Annotated in this window: 15 protein-coding genes and 1 pseudogene; 6 read left to right on the forward strand and 10 right to left on the reverse strand. The window is 38.7% G+C overall.

Annotation, left to right across the window (positions count from 1 at the left end; translation table 11 throughout):
- The first annotated feature begins 573 nt into the window (after window positions 1-573).
- Window positions 574-1,035: an Arm DNA-binding domain-containing protein gene (locus tag FHT21_RS10975; protein ID WP_243853964.1), complete on the forward strand. Its 462-nt coding sequence runs from the start codon at window positions 574-576 to the stop codon at window positions 1,033-1,035.
- Here the strand turns inward: FHT21_RS10975 and FHT21_RS10980 are convergent.
- Window positions 995-2,572, reverse strand: a complete 1,578-nt coding sequence (locus tag FHT21_RS10980; protein WP_167294708.1) for an NAD(P)/FAD-dependent oxidoreductase — start codon at window positions 2,570-2,572, stop codon at window positions 995-997. The genes FHT21_RS10975 and FHT21_RS10980 overlap by 41 nt on opposite strands.
- Before the next feature lie 475 nt (window positions 2,573-3,047).
- On the opposite strand from FHT21_RS10980, the gene FHT21_RS10985 reads away from it, so the two are divergent.
- Complete coding sequence (locus tag FHT21_RS10985) at window positions 3,048-4,475, forward strand: hypothetical protein (protein ID WP_167294709.1); 1,428 nt, start codon at window positions 3,048-3,050, stop codon at window positions 4,473-4,475.
- Here the strand turns inward: FHT21_RS10985 and FHT21_RS10990 are convergent.
- Both FHT21_RS10990 and FHT21_RS10995 read right to left on the reverse strand, forming a co-directional pair.
- Window positions 4,465-5,973, reverse strand: coding sequence for a hypothetical protein (locus FHT21_RS10990; RefSeq protein WP_167294710.1), 1,509 nt, complete (start codon window positions 5,971-5,973; stop codon window positions 4,465-4,467). The genes FHT21_RS10985 and FHT21_RS10990 overlap by 11 nt on opposite strands.
- Before the next feature lie 42 nt (window positions 5,974-6,015).
- Window positions 6,016-8,037: a hypothetical protein gene (locus FHT21_RS10995; protein ID WP_167294711.1), complete on the reverse strand. Its 2,022-nt coding sequence runs from the start codon at window positions 8,035-8,037 to the stop codon at window positions 6,016-6,018.
- Window positions 8,038-8,140: 103 nt separating this feature from the next.
- Between FHT21_RS10995 and FHT21_RS11000 the strand changes: the two genes are divergently transcribed.
- The 3 genes from FHT21_RS11000 (at window position 8,141) to FHT21_RS11010 (ending at window position 11,635) form a co-directional block, all read left to right on the forward strand.
- A complete protein-coding gene (locus FHT21_RS11000) occupies window positions 8,141-9,412 on the forward strand; it encodes a hypothetical protein (RefSeq protein WP_167294712.1) in 1,272 nt (423 codons plus the stop codon).
- Between the two features lie 208 nt (window positions 9,413-9,620).
- Window positions 9,621-10,937 carry a hypothetical protein gene (locus FHT21_RS11005; RefSeq protein WP_167294713.1) on the forward strand — a complete coding sequence of 439 codons (1,317 nt, stop codon included), beginning with the start codon at window positions 9,621-9,623 and terminating at the stop codon, window positions 10,935-10,937.
- 200 nt (window positions 10,938-11,137) lie between these two features.
- The gene (locus tag FHT21_RS11010) at window positions 11,138-11,635 is read left to right on the forward strand and encodes a hypothetical protein (RefSeq protein WP_167294714.1); all 498 of its coding nucleotides are present in this window, start codon (window positions 11,138-11,140) and stop codon (window positions 11,633-11,635) included.
- Between the two features lie 337 nt (window positions 11,636-11,972).
- On the opposite strand, the gene FHT21_RS11015 is transcribed toward FHT21_RS11010, so the two are convergent.
- The 7 genes and pseudogenes from FHT21_RS11015 to FHT21_RS11045 all read right to left on the reverse strand — a co-directional run bounded on the left by FHT21_RS11015 (window position 11,973) and on the right by FHT21_RS11045 (window position 18,793).
- Entirely contained in the window at window positions 11,973-12,446 is a 474-nt protein-coding gene (locus tag FHT21_RS11015; RefSeq protein WP_167294715.1) for a hypothetical protein, read from the reverse strand.
- 259 nt (window positions 12,447-12,705) lie between these two features.
- Window positions 12,706-14,744 (reverse strand): annotated as a pseudogene (gene mobC / locus FHT21_RS11020) (conjugal transfer protein MobC).
- A gap of 9 nt (window positions 14,745-14,753) precedes the next feature.
- Window positions 14,754-15,677: a DUF5712 family protein gene (locus FHT21_RS11025; protein WP_167294716.1), complete on the reverse strand. Its 924-nt coding sequence runs from the start codon at window positions 15,675-15,677 to the stop codon at window positions 14,754-14,756.
- 2 nt (window positions 15,678-15,679) lie between these two features.
- Window positions 15,680-16,222 (reverse strand): BfmA/BtgA family mobilization protein, encoded by a 543-nt coding sequence (locus tag FHT21_RS11030; protein ID WP_167294717.1) that lies wholly within the window; start codon window positions 16,220-16,222, stop codon window positions 15,680-15,682.
- A gap of 232 nt (window positions 16,223-16,454) precedes the next feature.
- Complete coding sequence (locus tag FHT21_RS11035) at window positions 16,455-16,799, reverse strand: hypothetical protein (RefSeq protein WP_167294718.1); 345 nt, start codon at window positions 16,797-16,799, stop codon at window positions 16,455-16,457.
- Window positions 16,800-17,355: 556 nt separating this feature from the next.
- Entirely contained in the window at window positions 17,356-17,763 is a 408-nt protein-coding gene (locus FHT21_RS11040; protein WP_167294719.1) for a hypothetical protein, read from the reverse strand.
- 574 nt (window positions 17,764-18,337) lie between these two features.
- Entirely contained in the window at window positions 18,338-18,793 is a 456-nt protein-coding gene (locus FHT21_RS11045; protein ID WP_167294720.1) for a JAB domain-containing protein, read from the reverse strand.
- A gap of 474 nt (window positions 18,794-19,267) precedes the next feature.
- Between FHT21_RS11045 and FHT21_RS11050 the strand changes: the two genes are divergently transcribed.
- Window positions 19,268-19,582 (forward strand): hypothetical protein, encoded by a 315-nt coding sequence (locus FHT21_RS11050; protein WP_167294721.1) that lies wholly within the window; start codon window positions 19,268-19,270, stop codon window positions 19,580-19,582.
- The last annotated feature ends 332 nt before the right edge of the window (window positions 19,583-19,914 follow it).

Raw genomic sequence — 19,914 nt, forward strand, 5'->3', positions numbered from 1 at the left:
TCGCTTACGTCTGAATTGATCTTCAATTCAACAAGGTTCAAGGCCTGCAAACTGTCCTTGTCCCCTATTTTCATTTCGGATGCGAAGGTCAGGCCTGAATACGTTTTATAATTCAGGTAAATTGTTGTTGAAAAGCTGTTTTTGTTTACATCTTCAACCTTATCGTCACGCTACGGCAACTTGCTTTCCTTGTCAAAATACAACAGCTCAACCAACCCACTTTTCCGGGTCGCCTTAATTTTGTAGCAGTCTTTTAGCCCCACTTTTTCTTCATTCAGAAATTCAAGGATCCAGAGTTCCGGTCTGATCCATTCCGCGAAAATAGTTTTAAATCTAACTAAAAGCCTGTTAATTAAATATTTACAGTATTTTTCGTTTTCTGTAAACACCAAATTATTTATTTTTTCGCAAGAAAAAGGTGAGCAATTCGGTGAGCACATTAAACGGTATCAATGCGCACCAATTATAGCTTAAATAGTTGTTTATAAGCTAGTTCAATCATCAAACATCTTGACTGTAAGTGACAGAATTAACAATTTTGTTTCACTTTAATCATTTGTCATGAGAACAAACATGAATCTGCTTTTTTATTTAAAAAAGCGCTCCACTTACAAAAACGGTCCGGTAACCATCTATTTAAGGTTTACGGTAAATGGTAGACGGGCAGAAACCTCAACAGGAAAGTCATGTGATCCCAATCGCTGGAACGCACAGGCTGGAAGAGCCTCAGGCACAAAAGAAGATACCAGAGTTTTAAATTCTTATCTGGATAAGTTACAGTCGAAAGCTCAGGAACTTCACCAATTAATGACGGTAGGGAACGAAACCGTTACTGCAGAAACGGTTAAAAATCGTTTTATCGGAAAAGCTCTGCAATCACGAACTCTTGTTGCGGTTTTTGAAGATCACAACTTAAAAATGAAAAGCCTCATCGGCAAAGAATTTGAAAAGAGCACCCTTCAGCGCTATGAAACCTGCCTAACTTCTATCGTTATTACTCTTCTTTGCTTTCGTGATAATTACTTTCAGTGTTGACGTTCCAAATATTGTGTTTTTCCTTCTGACCTGTTAAAATATTATCAACAGCGACCATTGCAGAAAGCATAGAATGATCTTGATTATTATATCTGTGCATTCCATTTCTTCCAACCAAAAACATGTTGGGAAAACTGTCCGTAAATTCTTTAATTAATTCAAAATGATCATATGTACCAAAATATGCTGGGTATGCTTTTTTTACTTTGATTACAGTATTGTCCAAAACATCCTCCCTATTGATAAAGTCAAGTCTGATCAATTCATTAATTGCAAAGGCAATTAAGTCACTTTCGTCCATAGACCATAAATCATCACCTTCATTGCAAAAATATTCTAACCCTAGCCACACCTGGTCACTATTTGCTACCATATAAGGGCTCCAATTATTAAAAATTTGAAGCCTGCCAAGTTTCACATCGTTTTCCTGAATATAGATCCAATTATCAGCAATTAAATTTTTAAGGGCGCTGTGGGTGGGATGATCCTCTTTATTTTGGATTTTTATAGTTTTGAGCAGCACTCCAACCGTAATGAAATCCCTGTATGCCAATCCATTCGCTACATCCCGAACATCATTCGGCACACTATTCTTGATTCCCAAAATCAGTTCCTTTACAGGCATAGTGGAGACCAAAAAATTGCCAGTGTATTTTACTTCGCAGTTATTAACTTCATCTATCACCGTGACCTCAACACGCTCTTCTGTTTCCCACTTTATTCCAGATACTTTAGAATTAAAATGGACTTTCCCGCCTCGGCCTATAATTCTATCTGAAACTTCCTCCCATAACTGTCCTGGTCCAAACTTTGGATACAAAAACTTCTCAATTAAACTGGTTTCAACTTTTTTTTGATCGAGATCGCGCCCCTTTTCCATCATGCGAACGATAGAATGTTTGATTGCTTTAGAAATTGAAAGCCCCTTGATTCTTTGCGCCCCCCATTCAGGTTTTATATCACGACATGGAATCCCCCAGACCTTTTCAGTATAATCTTTGAAAAAAGTCCGATATAGTACCCGGCCAAATCTATTAATCAAAAAATCCTCAAGCGACTGTTCTTCTTTTATCGGAAACATACGGATCGAAATATATGCGATACCAATTTTTGCAACCTGTTTAAGCCCCAGTTTTTTTAGCGCCTCAAAATTGAGCTTAAGTGGATATTCGAAAAATTTGCGCTGGTAAAATATTCTAGATACCCTGTTTCTTGTGAGCATTACTTTATCCTTATTGCCGCTACAGGCCTCCTGTGTAGTTAAAGTAAGCTCTTGTTCCTTTGAATACCCGCTATCCATATCTGCAGGAAGTATTTTGGACCACCATTTTAAAACCCTATCAGATTTTGAAAAGAATCTATGTCCACCAATATCGATTCTGTTCCCTTTATAGTTCACAGTCCGTGATATCCCTCCGATTTCATCCGTAGATTCGAGTATAATAACGTTTATATCTGATCTCTCAAGTAGTTCAAGTCCGGCAGTCAGGCCACCAGGTCCGGCACCGATAATAATAGCAGTTGGTTTTTCGAGCATTAATAAAAACTTCTTACGCGTATAACAAATGAATTTTTAATTGGAACTTAGACACATACCTACATTTCTAGTAAATAGAATGACACACTTTAATGGGAGGGTGAACACTAAACATAGTGGTGTGATGTGTATCTAAAAGATATTGAGTAATAGTTTTGGTAATTCTATTCATGAATTTATATATTGCAGCAATTACTAAAGTATATAATAAAAACGACAATCAAGCGAAGGTTTATTTGCAATTAATAAAGAAAAATATTTGAAGCATTGTTCAATTGCTCAGAAGAAGAGTTGAGCTTGAAATAGGATATTCATCAAATACCCATTGGATTTAATGCATGCAAAAGCTACCTTTTTCTCAATGATCCGGATTAAAACGCTACATGTCCTTAGCAGGATAATAAGAACAGGATTACTGTTTATCTTTTTGTGTATTTGCTTATTGCTATACGCCTGGTGCTATAAACTTGGTGAAATGCCTGGCCTTCACGGAGATGAGGCATGGTCTGGTATATTAGCTTATTCTTATTCTAAAAAAGGCATACAAAGCCTATTTGGCATGAATCATTATACAGGGATTCTGCAACCCTTGTCGACCTATCTTTCCTTTCAACTTTTCGGAACTGGAATTGCTCAGTTACGAATTATGGGGATCTTCTTTAATACAGTCGGCCTAATTCTAATAACAAGAACATTATACCAAATTAACAAATATTCAGCGGTTATATTCACCTTGTTTATTACCCAATCGGCGATATTTCTCATTTCTCCAAGGATAGCCTGGGAAGTAAATACCTTTACCTTATTTTTCCTTGCTACCAGTATCTGCACTTTAAAGAAACTGACATCAACCAAGGGTGGTCAAAAAGCGTTTTACACGTACTGTTATTTTGTGATAAGCCTCTTGGCAGTCTATAATCATATCATCTTTGCCAGCGTTCCTTTAGCTACCCTTATTGCCTTGATTTTATGGAAAAACTATTGCGGCGAACATGCATTCGCAGGATTAATACCTGTGCTGTTCATTAATTTAGTTAACTGTTTCACTTTTTACCTAATCAATAAGTATATAGGTGCTGTCATTGGAATAGAGTATTTAGCGCTTATAATAACTGGTGGCATTATTCTCTTGATGGAAATCAAAATCATAAAAAAACTTCCCGACAACATCGTCGGATTTAGCCTCCCGTCTAGCCCAATTATCGTCTTGATTATACTTTCGGTCGGAAGCATATGCTTCGTAATCTACCACGGTCTGGCACTATTTGACATTCTTTCAAATTACAAGGTGATGACAAGCATATATGCCTATCAGCCGGCTTATGCTTTTAAGGTTTTTTATACGGCGTGCAGCTGTTTTATAGTTTCTTCAACAATTTACCTTCTTTTTCAAGATATCAGGTCCAAAGGTCGAGCCTCCCTTCCCGCGTTCTTTATACTGTCATACCTGGCGGAATTCAATTTGTTTACAGTCAATAACTCTATCAGGTATTATCTTGTCTTCTACCTCTTGCTCACCCTTTATCTAGCTGTTAAAATTGCTGAACATAAAATACTAAGAAAGTCTTTTCTAATCAGCTTGTCAATATCAGTAATACTGAGCTTCTTTATTTCAACCTATATTTTAAACCTGGACACACGTGAATACCACAACGTAAAGGTTCTGATTGGTAATAAGCAGGAAGAAACTTCCGCACATTTTTTGCCTAAGAAAAATCTGGCTGACACTCTATCAAAATATCAAATAGGTAATATTGAATATTATTCAGACAGGTATTTTACCGAACAGCCTCTCCTATTTTACAAAATAATCAGCCCTTGGAAAGAAAATAGTTCAAATCATGCTAAAATAGATTACCGAGGCGGATCAAAGGGAGGCTTTGTTATTGTTATCAGTAAGTAAAGTCATATACCAAAATCATATCTGTTTTAAAACTACTATCATAAATGCTACAGATAAGGTTCTGCAAGTCACTAAAATTTTGATAAACGAGCTTAAGACCGTTCTTTGCAAAAAGGGCCTCAGTTCTGACACCAGTAATATCTTCACTCCTGATGACCAATAAATTCCTACGCCCTTTTATCCTGTGGAATGCATTTGGTTCCCAGACAGATGACACTTCAGTTTGTGATACATTTGGATGAATGTAAAAACTATCCTTAGGCCAGGTCCAACCCAAATATGGACTTGCACCGTTTACACAGATCACATTAACCTTTTGATCAGCATAGTTTTTATGTATAAATTGCCCAATCGCTACCTGTGCACTACCGGCTCCTCGTAATGAGCTACAATAAATCGCTATTACATTCAGAATTATCAGCACTAAAACTGGTCCAACGAGCAGTTTCTTATCAAAAGCCAGACGTTTACCGAGAAGCTGCCATGCGTCAAGCAATACTACCGGGACTAGGTTGATCAGAGGAAATAAAAACCTAAGTTCTTTATGTGGTATAATGGCGTGTATTATTAGAAAAGGTAAACTTACCCATATCAGGACATTTCTTGGATCATAAATAAGCAAATAGACGTAGGCGATTACTATCAATATACCTAATGGGCCTGTTGAAAAAAGTACGTAAGATAGTATTTCGTACCAGGGTGAAGTACCAAATTGCGAAGCTATGCCCTGTATCAAATTTGCATTGACATAATTATAGAATGTTACTTGAAAGTCACCATAAAATGCAGAATCGATACCAACTCCGGCCAATAGCGTAATTACCAATACGAGTAGCGACAGAACTACTTCACAAAAAGGGATTTGTCGCACTACGAGAAACCATAAATACAGCCCGAACACCATAATTGATGTCTGATACCTAAATAATATTGAAATTCCCAGCACAATCCCGAGAAGAATATTGTTCGGTAAAGAATTTCTTTTCATTCCGCGGATAGCCAACCCCATTGCCAACAGAAAAAAAAGTCCTGACCAAGTTTCAGACGAAAATCTCACATTTACATAGGGCATGAACCATACCAAATAAGATAATAACATCAACGTATTTCTTGAAGTTACCGTCATGTTTTCTGTGTATGATCCAATAAAATATCTGATGATGACTATCGCTAAAGTGGCTGTTATAGCTCTCAAAATGAATGCTAAAAAATATGGATCCTCAATGCCTATAAGCCTAGAAATGTCCAGAATCAGATAGCAGATCAAAGGCTGTAAGGTTGGTCGGATCCTTGCCCCGTACTCCCAGGGCATGTCTTTTAATAAAGCTGTTCCCTTTTTATAACCTGCAAACTCCAACAGCTGAAAATGCTCATCAAAATGATGATAGCCAGAACTTAGGTACGAAACCCACCAGTAGAATAAAAGAACTGCCAGATAGAAATAAGGACTACTAAAAAGACAGATATTGTAAAAAACCTTTGTTTTGAAACGATTCATTATTCAGCTATAAAAAACAGGTAAGACTTTACTGGAACTATGTCAATATTTAAAAACTAACAATATCTGATATGCAGTAGCAATTGAGGTAAATAAGATTACAGTTACAGTCGATAGAATGCTTGCCCATCTTTTTTTACTGTCGAAACCTGCACCCATACCTGTTAATACACAGAACGGCAGCACTGCAGGAAAAATATACCTGAAATCATTGGAACATGAAAACGGATAATTTAATCTGAATACGATCATGGAACCGATCAAACACAATACTGAAATGATTACCGGCAAAAAGATCCTAACATTCTTTATTGCAGAAAAAATACCCATAAAGAAAAGCGGCATAAGCAATAACAGGCTCAAACTTAGCATGCTGGCCGAGACCTTCAAAAGTGTTGACGTTTCCTGAAATTCGCCAAGGATACTTGTTTTAAGTAGAAAATGCCAGAAATTATCCCTTCCAAGAGCTGGGTTAAGGGCACTGGTGTAGGGACGCTTAACAAACTTTACAGGGTTGAAAGTCAAAAATGCATTGAAGTTATTTTCCACCCTTAGTTCATCTCCCAATCCTGTCGCGTTGCTAACAATTAATGGGGTGTCGGGATCACTTCTGAGACGCATGAGTTTATCGGGCACAGATAGACATAAAATCACAGATATGGCAAGCGTTAATAGCAATGCTTGTTTGTAGTAAATACCTCTAATCGGTTTTCGTCGATAGTGGATAAAGAAACCACATATCAGAAGGATCGCAGATGCCCCAATCAGAATAAGTCCATTTGTTTTTGCCCATACAGCTAAAGAAGAAAATATTAGGATCAAAAAGTAATTTTTCAAATTTTGTGAATACCACCATTTTACCATCCAATAAAAGGCCATAGCATAGAAAAGGTCAAAAAAGATATCATTCCCTATCCTTCCCGAGAAAATAGCATTAACCGGCCAGAGCAGAAATAGTAAAACGGCAAATCGGTGACTGTTGTTTAACTGCCGCTCCCTGCTATCCATTTGCATTCTGAAAACCAAGTTAATAGTCATTATACATAAATAGCAGTAGACAATAAAAACCGTTAGCGTGAAGGCCTGTGAGATCTTAAGAAATTCCTCAAAATTTAGGTGCCTACCATAGCTGGCAATTGCCCAAAAGCCAGCAACCGCACGGTAGTAAAATGACGGGTGATAGAATAGCCAGCCTCCCGCCGGGTTAGGACTGTGACCTGTATCTATCATATACTGGATATACTGGACATGGGCTTCAACATCATAGGAATATTGATCATAAAGATGATAGCAGATATATGCTGAACATAGGCAGGTACATAGCGAAAAGATAGTAACGGAAAATTTAGGGTCAATGCACTTCCGGTAAATTAAAATGCAGCATGTAATGAATACCGGTATGACTGTCATCCAGATAAAATACCAACGGTAAACGCTCCCGTCTTTGATGAAAAGTCCCGAAAAATAAAAAAATAGAATTAAGATGATGAATGATAAAAGGGGAGAACTTAAAGCCTTTTTCCAAAAAAGATTTTTCAACCAGTTACACACTTTTACTCTAACGTTTCTATAAAGAATAAGTGATAAAACACATAAAACAAAAGGGATCAGGATCTGATATGCCCCATAGAAAGTTGTATCCACAAATTGCAGCCCGATATATCCTCCAGTGTTCTCGACCTCCAACGTAATGACATTTTCATCTCGTGTTAGATATGGTTTAAGGTTGATATCTATTCCGCTCTTGCTGTCGCAACCTTTACCCGTTTCCCAAAGGTGTTTTACTTCTTTTCCATTAACATGTATGCTAATGAGGCAGTCATCTGGAATAATCTGATAATTCCCGGATGATAACATCGAGTTCTTCAAAGTTATTTTATAGGTATATATTCCGTTAGTGCGGGCATCATTTGATTTAAAGGGAAGAAATACCGTCTCAGATGAATGATCCGCTTTTATAATAGCTGCCTCCTTAATCCTGGGGGTTAGAAAGATCATTAAGCCAAACGATAAAACCGCAACGATTAGAGTGCTATAAAATATTGAGATTTGACACTTATGCATATATTTTTTGAATATAATTGTTTTCGAAGAAAAAACAATCCAAGAGTTTACAATACCTCACTTTACATTTGATTTTCATATATTAACCCCGTTGACAAGCGCTATGAAAAAAACTATTGGAACGGACCTGTCCTTCCTGACCATTGTACTAGTACTAACTGCCTTTGTTTACTGGCCAGTTTACAGATATGATTTTCTGATCGGGTGGGATGACCAGTGGTTTGTAACTAATCATTACACAGAAAACGGGTTTACAGGTAAAAACATATGCCAGATTTTTAGTGATTTTTATTATGGGCAATATGCACCGATAAACCAGATTTACTATACACTCATTTATTCTCTTACAGGATATTCAACTGGGACTTTTCATTTGTTAAGTGTTTGCCTACACTACTGCAACTGTATTTTAGTATACTACTTCTTAAAGGGACTTCTACCGAATCTTACAGTTTTAACTGCCCCCAACAGTTCGAGGGCCGCTTTTATCGCCACATTAATGTTTGCGATCCTTCCCATCAATGTAGAACCCGTTTCATGGGTTGCAGCATCAAAAGTTCTCATTTACGCCACTTTTTATTTGCTGGCATTAATTACATACCAGAGATATCTTAAATCAGGAAAACCAGTGAGATACTACCTGGTAATCCTGTTGTTTTTATTGTCCTTTGGGGCAAAAGAGCAGGCGGTAACCCTACCGGTATGCCTACTTGCTTTGGATTATCTTTATGGAAGGAATCTAAAGGATAAGCTTATATGGTTGGAGAAACTGCCGCTGGTTATACTTGCGGTTTTAATGGGGCTGGTTACAATGGCATCCCAGCAGATCGATAGGACAGAATTTTATACGATAACACAACGCATTCCATTGTTCTTTTTTTCAATAAGCGAATATTTCACCAAAATCATCATTCCCGTCAACTTGTCCTACCTATATCCTTTTCCGTTTCAAAAAACTGATCCTATACCCTCCTGGATGTGGATACACACTTTTTCAATTCCAATTATAACTGTGTTCCTTCTGAAATATTTTAAGAAGCGGATTTTGTTCTTCTGTTTTTCCTTTTTTATCATCCATATTATTTTAGTCAGTAATGCTGTCTCATTGGCACGTTTTTCAGTAATCGCAGACCGTTACGCCTATGTTTCCTCGATAGGGATATGTTTGATTACGGCTATGCTATTTTTTAAATACGCTACTGCGGAATTTAAAGGACACATGGTCGTGAGATTTGTCGGCATCGTTTACCTGACCGGTCTTATATGGACTTCGGTTACCTATGTACGCGTTTGGCAAAATGTGTATACAGTAAAGTCTAAGTTGAGAGAAACAATCGAAGCTAGAAAAGATTATCAAACGATACAAAAAAAATGAGCAACAAATTTTTTACATGGGCTGCAATTTTCCTTGGGTTGATCGTTCTAGCGATCAATATCTATATTTCACTCAATTATTACTTTCTTGACAGCTGTAAACTGCCTGATTTTTATATGTGGCAGACCAACGTTCCAGAAAAATAGGACATTATAAATTTGGTTATTAAGATATTATATATATCTTAGAAAATCTAATTAATCCTACGATGAAGAAAAACTCACTCGTGGCACTCGCTCTTATTATGGGGCTGTGCCTATTCCTATTTGCCTGCCGAAAAGATATCAGTTTGATGGTGAATGGCCGAGACGCCGCCTCGGGAACCGTTCTGGAAAATGCAAAAATTTGGAGATTACAGCATTTAAATGGCAAAAACTCTGTACTCAAACCACTTTGGGATGATTCTTGGAAAGTAATTTCTACGAGAAAGCAAGAATTCTTAATAGTCCCGGCACCCGAACATTATATAGCTGATGAAAACTATAGAATCAGGCGGATCTATGTATTTTCTGTAGTGAACGATGGTATTAAAGATGGACAAATAGTCGAATTTTTTGGAGCAAATTTTAATGTTGAAAAGAATCTCGATCGTTTAATCAAAAATTTTGAAGAGACTGAAATAATTAACTTTAGCGGAGCCATCAACAGATATGATATTAATTATGTTTTTCTGAACAATCGCACTTTCGAAAACGGAAAGTTGAGTAAAAAAAATATTAGGCTATCCCTGACAAGTGTTGAAAGCATCAAGTCAAAAAGCGATTTGATGAGCGCACCTAAACTCAGTAAGATGTTGATGGGACTTCCAGCCGGCAAAACGATGACAACCAGCAGTTGCCCTGAACCTGTTGTAATAAATGAAGGTTTTCCAGCGTCTTATTGTGAGGGGGGTACTGTTCAAATACAGGAAGAAACAGTTTATGCGGATGGGTGCCTGATCAGCCTCAAAAGAACGTACCTTGGGCAAACATGTCCTACTGGTGGTTCGGGTAGCGGTGGTGGTTCAGGAAGTGGCAGTGGAAGTGGCAGTGGCTCCAGTTCAAATGAAAATCCTCCATATGGGAATACTGTAGTGACTTATGAGGCTTCGATCGGATATGAAATTGATGAGAATATTGACCTAGCCGGAGAAACAGAAGACGAAGCATCATACGGCTTTAAAAGTAAAAACCCAGCTAAAACAAGATTTTTAGCAGATATTAAATGCGAAGCATATTTCGGTTCTGGCGCCCCCTTAGCAATTGTCGCACAGGTTAGGAGTATGACTGTTACACTTACGAACGGTTCACAAACTACCTATTTGCCAGACGGAACAGAGGATACTTGGTACAATGTATTAGCGAGTAATCCCTCGTATACACATTCACCAACCGGGTTCCCTACAATAAATTTAAGATGGGTAACATCAAGGACTGCCCGGCATACAGTTAAAAAGCCGGGGCAAGCGGCTGTATCGACACTAAGGACAACACCATATGACGTAACTAGAACTTATAGTGCATATTATAGCGGGTATATCAATTAAGATAAATTTAATGTGCTAGCAAAGTTGATCTGCAAATGATAGTTAAATAAAGATCATTGTCCTTGAAAAAAATTAGTTGAGAATAGAGTGTGATTGATTATGATTTGACATTTATCAATTTCACGCGAAGAGAAGCAACATAGTATTGGATAAAGAGTTCAGAAATCAAGCTTAGCTTATTTAACTGTAAGGTGATAATCATGGTAATTTTCAATATACAACCAATTAAAGTAAATGAATGCGTATTTAATAAGGAATATATTGGTTTGAGCCAAATTGGCGGCAATTATGAATCTGGTTTTGATTATGAGTTTGAGCCCAGTTCACCGAAAACTTTCACCATTATATTTGAACTGCTCTATACGGTTGATAACAACTATTCGGAAACATTAAACCCCATATCCAATATCAATGAATTTTCTGTTGAGATTGGGGGTGAGGCTGAAAGTGATAAAATACTATTCTCATATAATTACTCCTGTGAGTTTAATTTTAAGAATGAAGGTTTTGATTCCGACGTATCATCCCTAAGAGAATTTTTGGAAGATTTTTACATGCATATCAAAAACTATATAAGCAAGCCAGGTTTTGAAATAATAGAAGAAAAGGAACGGCAATTACGTGAGTACAATACCTTAGAAGATACCGTTTTAGAAATTATTGAAAATCTGAGAGCAAATGGTATGTATGAATTTTAGATCTGACATTTCCGCATGAATGTGTTCAAAAAGTAAAATTGCCGTATTTGTTTTAGTATTGCAATAGCCATTCCTGCTACTGTAGTGCTGTCTAGAATTCTACTTTTAACTGGTCTGAATTTGGGGAAGTGCACAAGTGAACAGGACCTTAATCAACTATTTAGAGATAGTTTATCTTCGTTATAGCAAAGAGTGTGGTACAGAATTTACTTGTCGTCCAACGATTGGACAATTGAAGTATCAAAACTAGAACAGCTGTTGAATTACCGCAAATAGGCAAAATTTATCACTACTGAGGTTGACATCTCAGTAGTGATTACTAGTTTAAACAGCTGAATTATAGCTCCCAGTCGGTGTAACCAAATGATTTTTCACCTAGTAGATTTTTCAAATTACGGAACTCCAAAAACTGATTGAAAAGGGCGTTGTATATTGTTACGCCTGTTAGCTTGTCAAGGTACCGAACCTGTAGACCTTCAATTGTCATTGCTGAAATAGCTACCGGAACGATTTTGTAATTTGAAAAAAGACTTTTAACTGTATTCAAACACTCTACGAAGACAGTTTTGAATTCATTAAATGGGGAGACAATCAGAGCATTCTCTGTTCTTAGATTAATGGTTGATCCATCTTCATTCGAGCTCTTAAGATGACTTTCATCGATGCCGTAAATAGTATACAAGTTCTCCAATATACTGACTGCGATACAAACTTTTTTAAATCTCGTTAAATCGTCAGCAGAGGTAGTCTCTAATACAATCTCAAGACTATAACTTGGGGCGCTTCCAAAGGTTGTATCTCTAATCTCCAAGGAATTTTGATTTAAGAGTATCTTTTAAATGGTTCCATTTTTTATGAAGCTCGTTCTGATCAGAAAATGAAGAAATGACTTTCGCTTCAAGGTCCTTTATTCCCGGGTATTCAAAATATAGAGATGGGTAAGCTCCACGGATACCAATTGGATAAAATTTCTTTATCGCATTGTAAATTGGTCAAAAATCATGTAAATGAATGTTAAAGTTAAATTTATTATTCATCGGCGTTTAAAGACGAGGGGCCTTATGAACCAATCAAATACTAACCAACTGCTCCTGATCGTCAACACCTCCACCCTCATTCTTTACCATATCTTCTTCCGATGAAACGCTTCTATCGCCTCTCGCCAGAATCTTCGCACATTCCTCCTCCAGCAAAGCCTCCACCTCCGATTTGATCATCAGGTAATTCTCCACAATATCCCCATAACCCACCTCCCTCGGCCTCGGAATCGGCACATAACCCTGCGTTTCCTGCGCAATCGCCCTATGGTCATTCTGGATCTCACAGTGGAACATCTTTAATTTAATCTTCTGCTCCGGGTTATCCGCCACAATCCCCACAAACTCTCCCGATGACAATGAGGCAATCTTAGAAGCCGGCACCGCATAATCCATCTGTGTAGACCTGGAAATAGAAATATCCGAACTGTTGATACTTTTGCTTTCCTTATCCTGTACGATCTTCCCGAAATTCTCAGACAGCTTTTTCGCCGTATCCCCACTCACCTGCCCGGAGATAATATTGCCCACAATATTTGTAATCACATCCGCCTGCTCCTGCCCGTAATCCTTCCTCAATTGTGAAAAATCCTGCAATCCCAAGGTGGTTGCGCATTTATAGCCTCTCGCCACTGCAATGTGATTGTCCATGCCCCCCACAAAAATCGAAGCATATTCATCAAAGACAATACTGCTTTTCAGCATCCCCTTTTTGTTCACCAGTTTTAGCATCCGATTCACATAAAGCGAAAGCACCGCCCCATAGGTCTGTACCTTCTGTGGGTTATTGCCCATACAGACAATCTTCGGTTCCAGCGGGTTGTTGATATCCAAAGAGAAATCATTACCGCTCAACACATAATACAGCTGAGGTGAGGAAAGCCTGGCCAGACCGATCTTGGCCGAAGCGATCTGGCCTTCCAGTTGTGGCATCGCCTTCCGCTGTAAAGCAGAAATAAATGGATTGATCAGTACCCTGATCTCCGGTTCTTCCTGCAAGACCGCAAAAAGCCTGTCATATTCCGCCTGGATCAGTTCAATCGCATGCGGCAAAGTGCAATAACGCCCGTTTTTATATTTGCGCAGGAACCAGATCACGGCCGTTACAAAATTGATCGCACTCTCTACAAAAAAATCACCCTGCTTTTTGATCCAGTCCCGGTTCAGTCCCAGCATCACCGTCCGGCTGGCCTCGGTCGCATCCGTAATATCCTCCATGCCCTGCGGATCTAACGGATTGCATCTGTGATAAATCCTGTCAAAATCAATTACCCAGAAAGTGGGTTTAACCTTATAATTACCCTGATATTTCAGCAATGCGTTATAGGCAATGATTGAAAGATCGTCGAACTTGAAATCGTACAAAAACATTGAAAAACCCTTGCGGATATGCTGGGTGATCACATGACGGATCACAAAATAACTTTTCCCAGACCGCACCCTGATCCGGGGGTGCCTGTAACGAGCAGCCCCCGGAAAGGATTAATGATATTGATATAAGAATTCCTGATTTTTCCTTTTAGATTGTACCTGGCCGGTAGGTTTACCGAATATTCATTCTCGAGCAAACGCTCTTCTTGCGGAAAGGTCTCGTTCTCGCTGTTGAATACATCTGTATTGACGGATGCTTTGATCAACCTGGAAAGCATGACTCCCCCGGAAAGCATCAAAAGATAACCAGTAGCGGTTATTACGATATAAAGCCCAGCGGTCAGCTGAGCACCAAATCCCAAGCTAAAAACGAAATAAGCCGCAAAATATAACAGTATCCCTGTTATTAGGTAAATAACGATTTCTTTTCTTTTGATCTTTTCATCCTTCCTGCCTTTTACACCCAGCAGGGAAATGACTAAACATAGCAATGCCGCTAACTTTGGCATCAGGAACCCGTCAAAAAGTCCGGTCCTCGAACCATTCAAAATCAATCTATCCGTAATCCCTGCCGTAAAGCCCCAGATCTTAAAAGCTAAATAACAGCTCATATAAAAGTGGATGCTTAAAATAAAAAGGCTGATCAGCCTGGTAAAATCAGTAATCTTACGTAACCCTTGCGTATCTTCTCCCGTATTCATTTTTGATAGTTAAAATTTGAGTTCCTGCTGCTGAGTTTTTCTTTTTTTCCGTTTCCTGTTCCTCAAGGCCGGTGAAACGGGATCAAATGCTGCCCGGGCCAAAAGCAGATCCAATAATGTATCTCCAGGCCCGGCCAATAGCTGTGGCGAAACGTTCGGATGCTGTTCCTGAGCTGAAACAGCCTGTACCTTCTCCTGTTGATCTTTTTGCCCGACCATCGTCAGCCGCGTCTCTAAATCCCCATTCTTTTGCGTATTGGCATATTGGAAACTTTCACCGATAGTCCTCCGATAGTCAAACATTTCGTCGAAGACCTTCTCTCCTGAAGCTTTAAAAGCGACCCGGTCAAACTGCCCGATCTTTTTGGAATGCTGCTGGTTAGATCCCCTGGAATTGTTCATCGGGCTCAGCTTGATCGAATTGGTGATATCCTTACGGCTTACAATGACCTGGATATGCATCTGCTCCCCGGGCTTTGGTTCTCCCCTTTTGGCCGTCCCATTTTTCACCTCTTTATCCTTAGCTGAATAATGGCGGTGGTTTTCGAGCTTTCCAAACCATAATAAATCCTCGTTACTGTTGATACCTTTACGGTGAAAATTACGGGCATATTCATCCATAATCTTAATGGCAAAAGCCTTTAACTCCTCCTTAGCTCCTCTACCTTCCAACATTTTTAAATGCACGATCTCTTTCTGGCTCGGCGAGATATTGACCAGGAAAAATTTGGCATCATGCGCAGAGAGTTTAGCGATATTCCGATCCATCGATCTTTTTACCACATAGGAATCGATCTGCTTTTCACTTCCGTTAAACCAGTGCTCTGTCTCCAGCTCAGAAAATAACCTGTTCTCCTTATCCAGGTAATGCACCAACTGTGCGCTACTGCCTTTATTGTTACCCGTTTCGCTTGGTGAAATATTGATAAACATGCTTATAGACTTTCAATCTGTTTACGCGTCAGCTCTGCCAGTTCTTCTTTTTCCCTGGTTTTAAACGTGCCCAGTTCTTCACGTGCTTTGATATAGGTATTGAGCAACTGGAGCATTTTAAATTTCAAGCTGTCCCTGGATTCTATTTTCTGCGCGATCAACTTAATCAGCCTATCATTATCCTGAGCTGTTTTCAAAAACATCTCCTGGTTTTTAAGCAGGGTTTTATTGGTACCAAGCACCTGCTCATTGAAGAACTTGACAATATCCCTTTGATTGGTAATCATCTTATCCACGCCCTGTTTGATCGGAACCAGCAACAAGTCTTCCTGCGCGCGGATAAAAGCCATATAACTTTTATGTCCCTTAGCAAGCGCAATCTTTAACAGTTCATCATTCAGGTCAACCGGATCCTTTTTATTTCGGTAGAAATAATCCACCATCTGCGCGAAAACCGTGCGCTTGGAGCGGCCCAGGGCGAGGCTGATCTTTTGCAGTTTATCGCCGGTAACCTTGGTATATTTTATTGCGTTCAGGTTTTCCATTACCATATCGTTCGTTGAAAGGGAATTCTTTAGAGATATCCTTTATCGGCCCTGGATGCACTTTTAGTCTACCAAAGAATTCCCGGAGAATTCTACCAATGCCTTTGTAGCTAGCTACAGCGGCATTAAGTGAGGCCTGCCCAACTTCCGCTTGCTCCTTTTTCTACAGGGAAAAAGGACTAACGGCGAGGAACCCGAGCCGGTAATTAAACTGAAATAAACCGTTATGTTGTTAGTGTTTTCGGGTAACCATATCAGTAAGTAGCGGTTTACCCAGCTCATTGGTTTCAACGGTCAGCACCAGTTCGGATCCAAATGGCAGATACCGCACCTCTGTTTCACCAGCCAAATACCTGCCCTGATTGGCCGCTTTACGGTAAACTGATAGGGTTATCTTTTTATGGGAATCTACCAATGTAAAAAAACAGTTGATTGTAAGACCACTTTTTGACCATAACATAAAGTCGAGTTTTGCAGGATAGGTACCTATAGGCACATCCTCTTTGGCATAAGAATAGTTTTTAGGATCGTATCCCGCCTCAAGTGCAGGAAAGAATTCCAATACGGTTGTTTCCATGTTGTTTTGAATTTGATATCCAAAATTGGCCAGGAAAAAACAGCAGTTATCCAATGTTGGAGAGATTGGATAGCACTTCGACTTTATCAGTAAATCAAAAAGATTATGGTCTTCATTATAAATATCTATTCCAAAGCGAGTAGTGTGCTACTACAGACCGCTATTCATGCCCTGCCCCTACAACGTAAAAATCTATACTTTATGCAATGTTGAAGGAAAAGTTATAACAAAGTAGCACAAATTTTGGGCATTCTGCCTCCACGGTTGACAAGCAATTGATCAAGTCTAAACACAATTTGCAGATTACCTTAAAACATATCTGTTTAAAGGTGTAAGATGTTACTGATTGCGGGGAACAGTTGAAGTTGATTTTTCTATAAATACCATTCCAAAGATAGCGAATATGCTATTCTTTCCAGGCCCAAGATTATTGCTGATTGCAACAATTTGGCGATTTCCTTTTTTATTGACACACTATTTTCACTTTTTACGGTCAAACAAGCGATTATTGCAAATAATAAGGGTGACAGAATGTAATATTGAAAGCGTTTTGACGCTATCCGAAACTAATTTCGACTTCAGCAAATGGTTCGGAATTTAAGATGGAAGAAAGAAACTCTTTGATGGTTGAAATTGCCTCTGAAATTTCACTTGTTGAAAAATGTTCCTGAGGTCTAGCACCAAATCCTAATAAATTAACCACGAAAAACTCAGCCTGCTGCTCATTTTCACTATTCCTGACAATTTCAAAGGGTTCTTTCTCATAATATGCTATAGCTGCCTTGGCATTTAAAATATTTTCATAGTTATAAATCCTGCTTTTTCCATTGCCAGACACGCCATTATTATAATCTTCCGCATTTAAAATCTTATACAAATAACTTGACATGACATAATTTGTTGCACCGAATGCGAGACGTGCGATCGGAGTATCATTTTTGAATACGATAATAGAATGTCCCATAGCACAATTTTACAAATAATCGTTGAATTGTTCGTTATGAGTAAAGATACTATGCCGTTAAAAGAGAAAATTCACACGATTGAAAAATATTTTTCATCGTGATGTAGGAAACGATCATGCTAAGCGCGTATTAATAACAAAGACAATAGGTCTTGGAAAATACAATCTACTTAGGTTAATTGAAAAGTGCAGTGACAACAAGTACGCCCCTACGGAATTGAAACAGCTCATTGAGCTAGTATTAGCAGATCTTTAGTAAGAACCAAACGCACAGAGTTAAGAAACAATCATCTTCAAACAATCAATTGAAATATTAAGTGATCCAATACTGAAATTAAACTGATTACAAAAAACAAGGTTATTTTCTTCGGAAACAGTGCTTTCATTGTACTATAGGCAACTTCAGGGTATCTAAGAAATTTATTAAGGAGTTAATTACCGAATATACAAGCATTTTGCATGATTGATATTATACTTGGGTTTATAAATAGTTCTTGCCATAGGTGGCCATTAGTGAATCATCTATGGTCTAACCATAGTATTTATTGGCTGTTTTTTTTTAAAATCATTGACATTACATCACCTCCTCCTCCAAAAAACTATAAAACCCATACCTGGAAACAATCAGATGGTCATGCACACTGATCCCTAAGATATCCCCGCCGGACTTCAGTTTCCTGGTCAATGTCAGATCAGCATCACTCGGAGATAACTCCCCACTTGGATGGTTATGTGCCAGTATGATCGCACTCGCACAGGCCTTCAGCGCCACCGCAAAGATCACCTTGGGATCCGCAACCGTTCCCGAAAAACCACCCTGTGAAATATTCACCACACCCAATACCCTACCCCTCCTGTTGAGCAACATCACTTTAAACTCTTCCACAAGCTCCAACCTTCCATCATCCCAGCGATCCATCAAAACCTCGTAGGCTCCCCTGGAAGAAGTAACCTGCGGCAGCTCTGCCAATTTAAACGCCGGACGGTAACTGATCTCAATCTCTGCCACTTTAAAACTTAAATTTTCCATAATTTTTCTGATTTAATTATGGAACCCCGCAAGGTTCAGCTTCTGCCAAAGCAAAAGGAGGAACGGAATAAATGGGCCAGCGGGCAAAGGCTACAGGAGCGTTTATGCCGGAAATTCCTTTGCGTGCCAGAACTGAACCTTAAATTGGACAGAATTGAGTAAGAAACCCAATCTGTCTTAGAAAATCAAGACTTCTTTATAGTAATTGATTATTGCATGGGTGATGAATCCATGTAGGCAAGAGCAGATCTCTATATTACCATCTTCGAAAACATTTGACGCTTTTCCTCCTATATTAGATTTATCGAATTCCTATGAAAAAGGGTTTATTGACTTCGTTTTCCCTTATTTTATTCAATTTTTCCATTGCACAATCTGTTTCTGATCCATTAAAGGCGTTATTTATTACCAAAGACATTTCAAATTTCTGGAGCGCATTTGACAAAATAGATACTGAATCTCACACTAACCCATTTGAAGACCTTTATCTTAGACCAGGGTTCTCCAGGCATCCAGGCATTTATGAAGGGTAGAATAGAGCATGCAAGCTCACTGCTTAATACGGTTCGGGAACGAAAGAATGAATATTTAAAAGCCAGAGAAAATAGCCTGAAAATGCCCGAGAATAAAAAGCAATGCCGGGCAGCATTTATGGCGCTAAAATATCTGTATCCTAAAGCTGTCTTTCCTAATGAATATTTTGTAATCGGAAGATTTAATTCCAGAGGACATTCCAATCGTAAAGGATTAATCATCGGATGCCAAAACATAAACCAATTTGGTCTGTAAAAGGAAATAAAAACGGCTATAAACTGACTTTTTTGGTAGAAATGTCAGATTAAAGAAATATTGATCATCTGCCTTTCAATAAGCAACTACTTGGTTTGATTTTTGAACCAGGTACACAAATTACTTTAAGTGCCGATATGAAAAAATTTCTTCCATTTTTGTTCGCCAGTGCTGTTTCTGTCATAGCGATACTGTCATCATTTACCCTTGCGGACCCTGAGTTAGGGATCTCCACAGCCTTAGTGAGTTGGATGGCCTGCCTATGGATCATTTCGGGTGACCGCAAGAACCGCAGATGCCTTTCCTAAAGGATATTTTGTGGGACATTATTC

This window comes from Pedobacter sp. SG908 (genome assembly GCF_011759615.1).
Classification (GTDB): domain Bacteria; phylum Bacteroidota; class Bacteroidia; order Sphingobacteriales; family Sphingobacteriaceae; genus Pedobacter; species Pedobacter riviphilus.

Excerpts from the sequence above, each read along its gene's own strand:
- FHT21_RS10995 (WP_167294711.1), bottom strand. The coding sequence starts at position 8,037 with ATGCATAAGTGTCAAATCTCAATATTTTATAGCACTCTAATCGTTGCG.
- FHT21_RS11045 (WP_167294720.1), bottom strand. The coding sequence starts at position 18,793 with ATGGAAAATTTAAGTTTTAAAGTGGCAGAGATTGAGATCAGTTACCGT.
- FHT21_RS10985 (WP_167294709.1), top strand. The coding sequence starts at position 3,048 with ATGCCTGGCCTTCACGGAGATGAGGCATGGTCTGGTATATTAGCTTAT.
- FHT21_RS10975 (WP_243853964.1), top strand. The coding sequence starts at position 574 with ATGAATCTGCTTTTTTATTTAAAAAAGCGCTCCACTTACAAAAACGGT.
- FHT21_RS11005 (WP_167294713.1), top strand. The coding sequence starts at position 9,621 with ATGAAGAAAAACTCACTCGTGGCACTCGCTCTTATTATGGGGCTGTGC.
- FHT21_RS11000 (WP_167294712.1), top strand. The coding sequence starts at position 8,141 with ATGAAAAAAACTATTGGAACGGACCTGTCCTTCCTGACCATTGTACTA.
- FHT21_RS11035 (WP_167294718.1), bottom strand. The coding sequence starts at position 16,799 with ATGGAAACAACCGTATTGGAATTCTTTCCTGCACTTGAGGCGGGATAC.
- FHT21_RS11030 (WP_167294717.1), bottom strand. The coding sequence starts at position 16,222 with ATGGAAAACCTGAACGCAATAAAATATACCAAGGTTACCGGCGATAAA.
- FHT21_RS11025 (WP_167294716.1), bottom strand. The coding sequence starts at position 15,677 with ATGTTTATCAATATTTCACCAAGCGAAACGGGTAACAATAAAGGCAGT.
- FHT21_RS10990 (WP_167294710.1), bottom strand. The coding sequence starts at position 5,973 with ATGAATCGTTTCAAAACAAAGGTTTTTTACAATATCTGTCTTTTTAGT.
- FHT21_RS10980 (WP_167294708.1), bottom strand. The coding sequence starts at position 2,572 with ATGCTCGAAAAACCAACTGCTATTATTATCGGTGCCGGACCTGGTGGC.
- FHT21_RS11010 (WP_167294714.1), top strand. The coding sequence starts at position 11,138 with ATGGTAATTTTCAATATACAACCAATTAAAGTAAATGAATGCGTATTT.
- FHT21_RS11040 (WP_167294719.1), bottom strand. The coding sequence starts at position 17,763 with ATGGGACATTCTATTATCGTATTCAAAAATGATACTCCGATCGCACGT.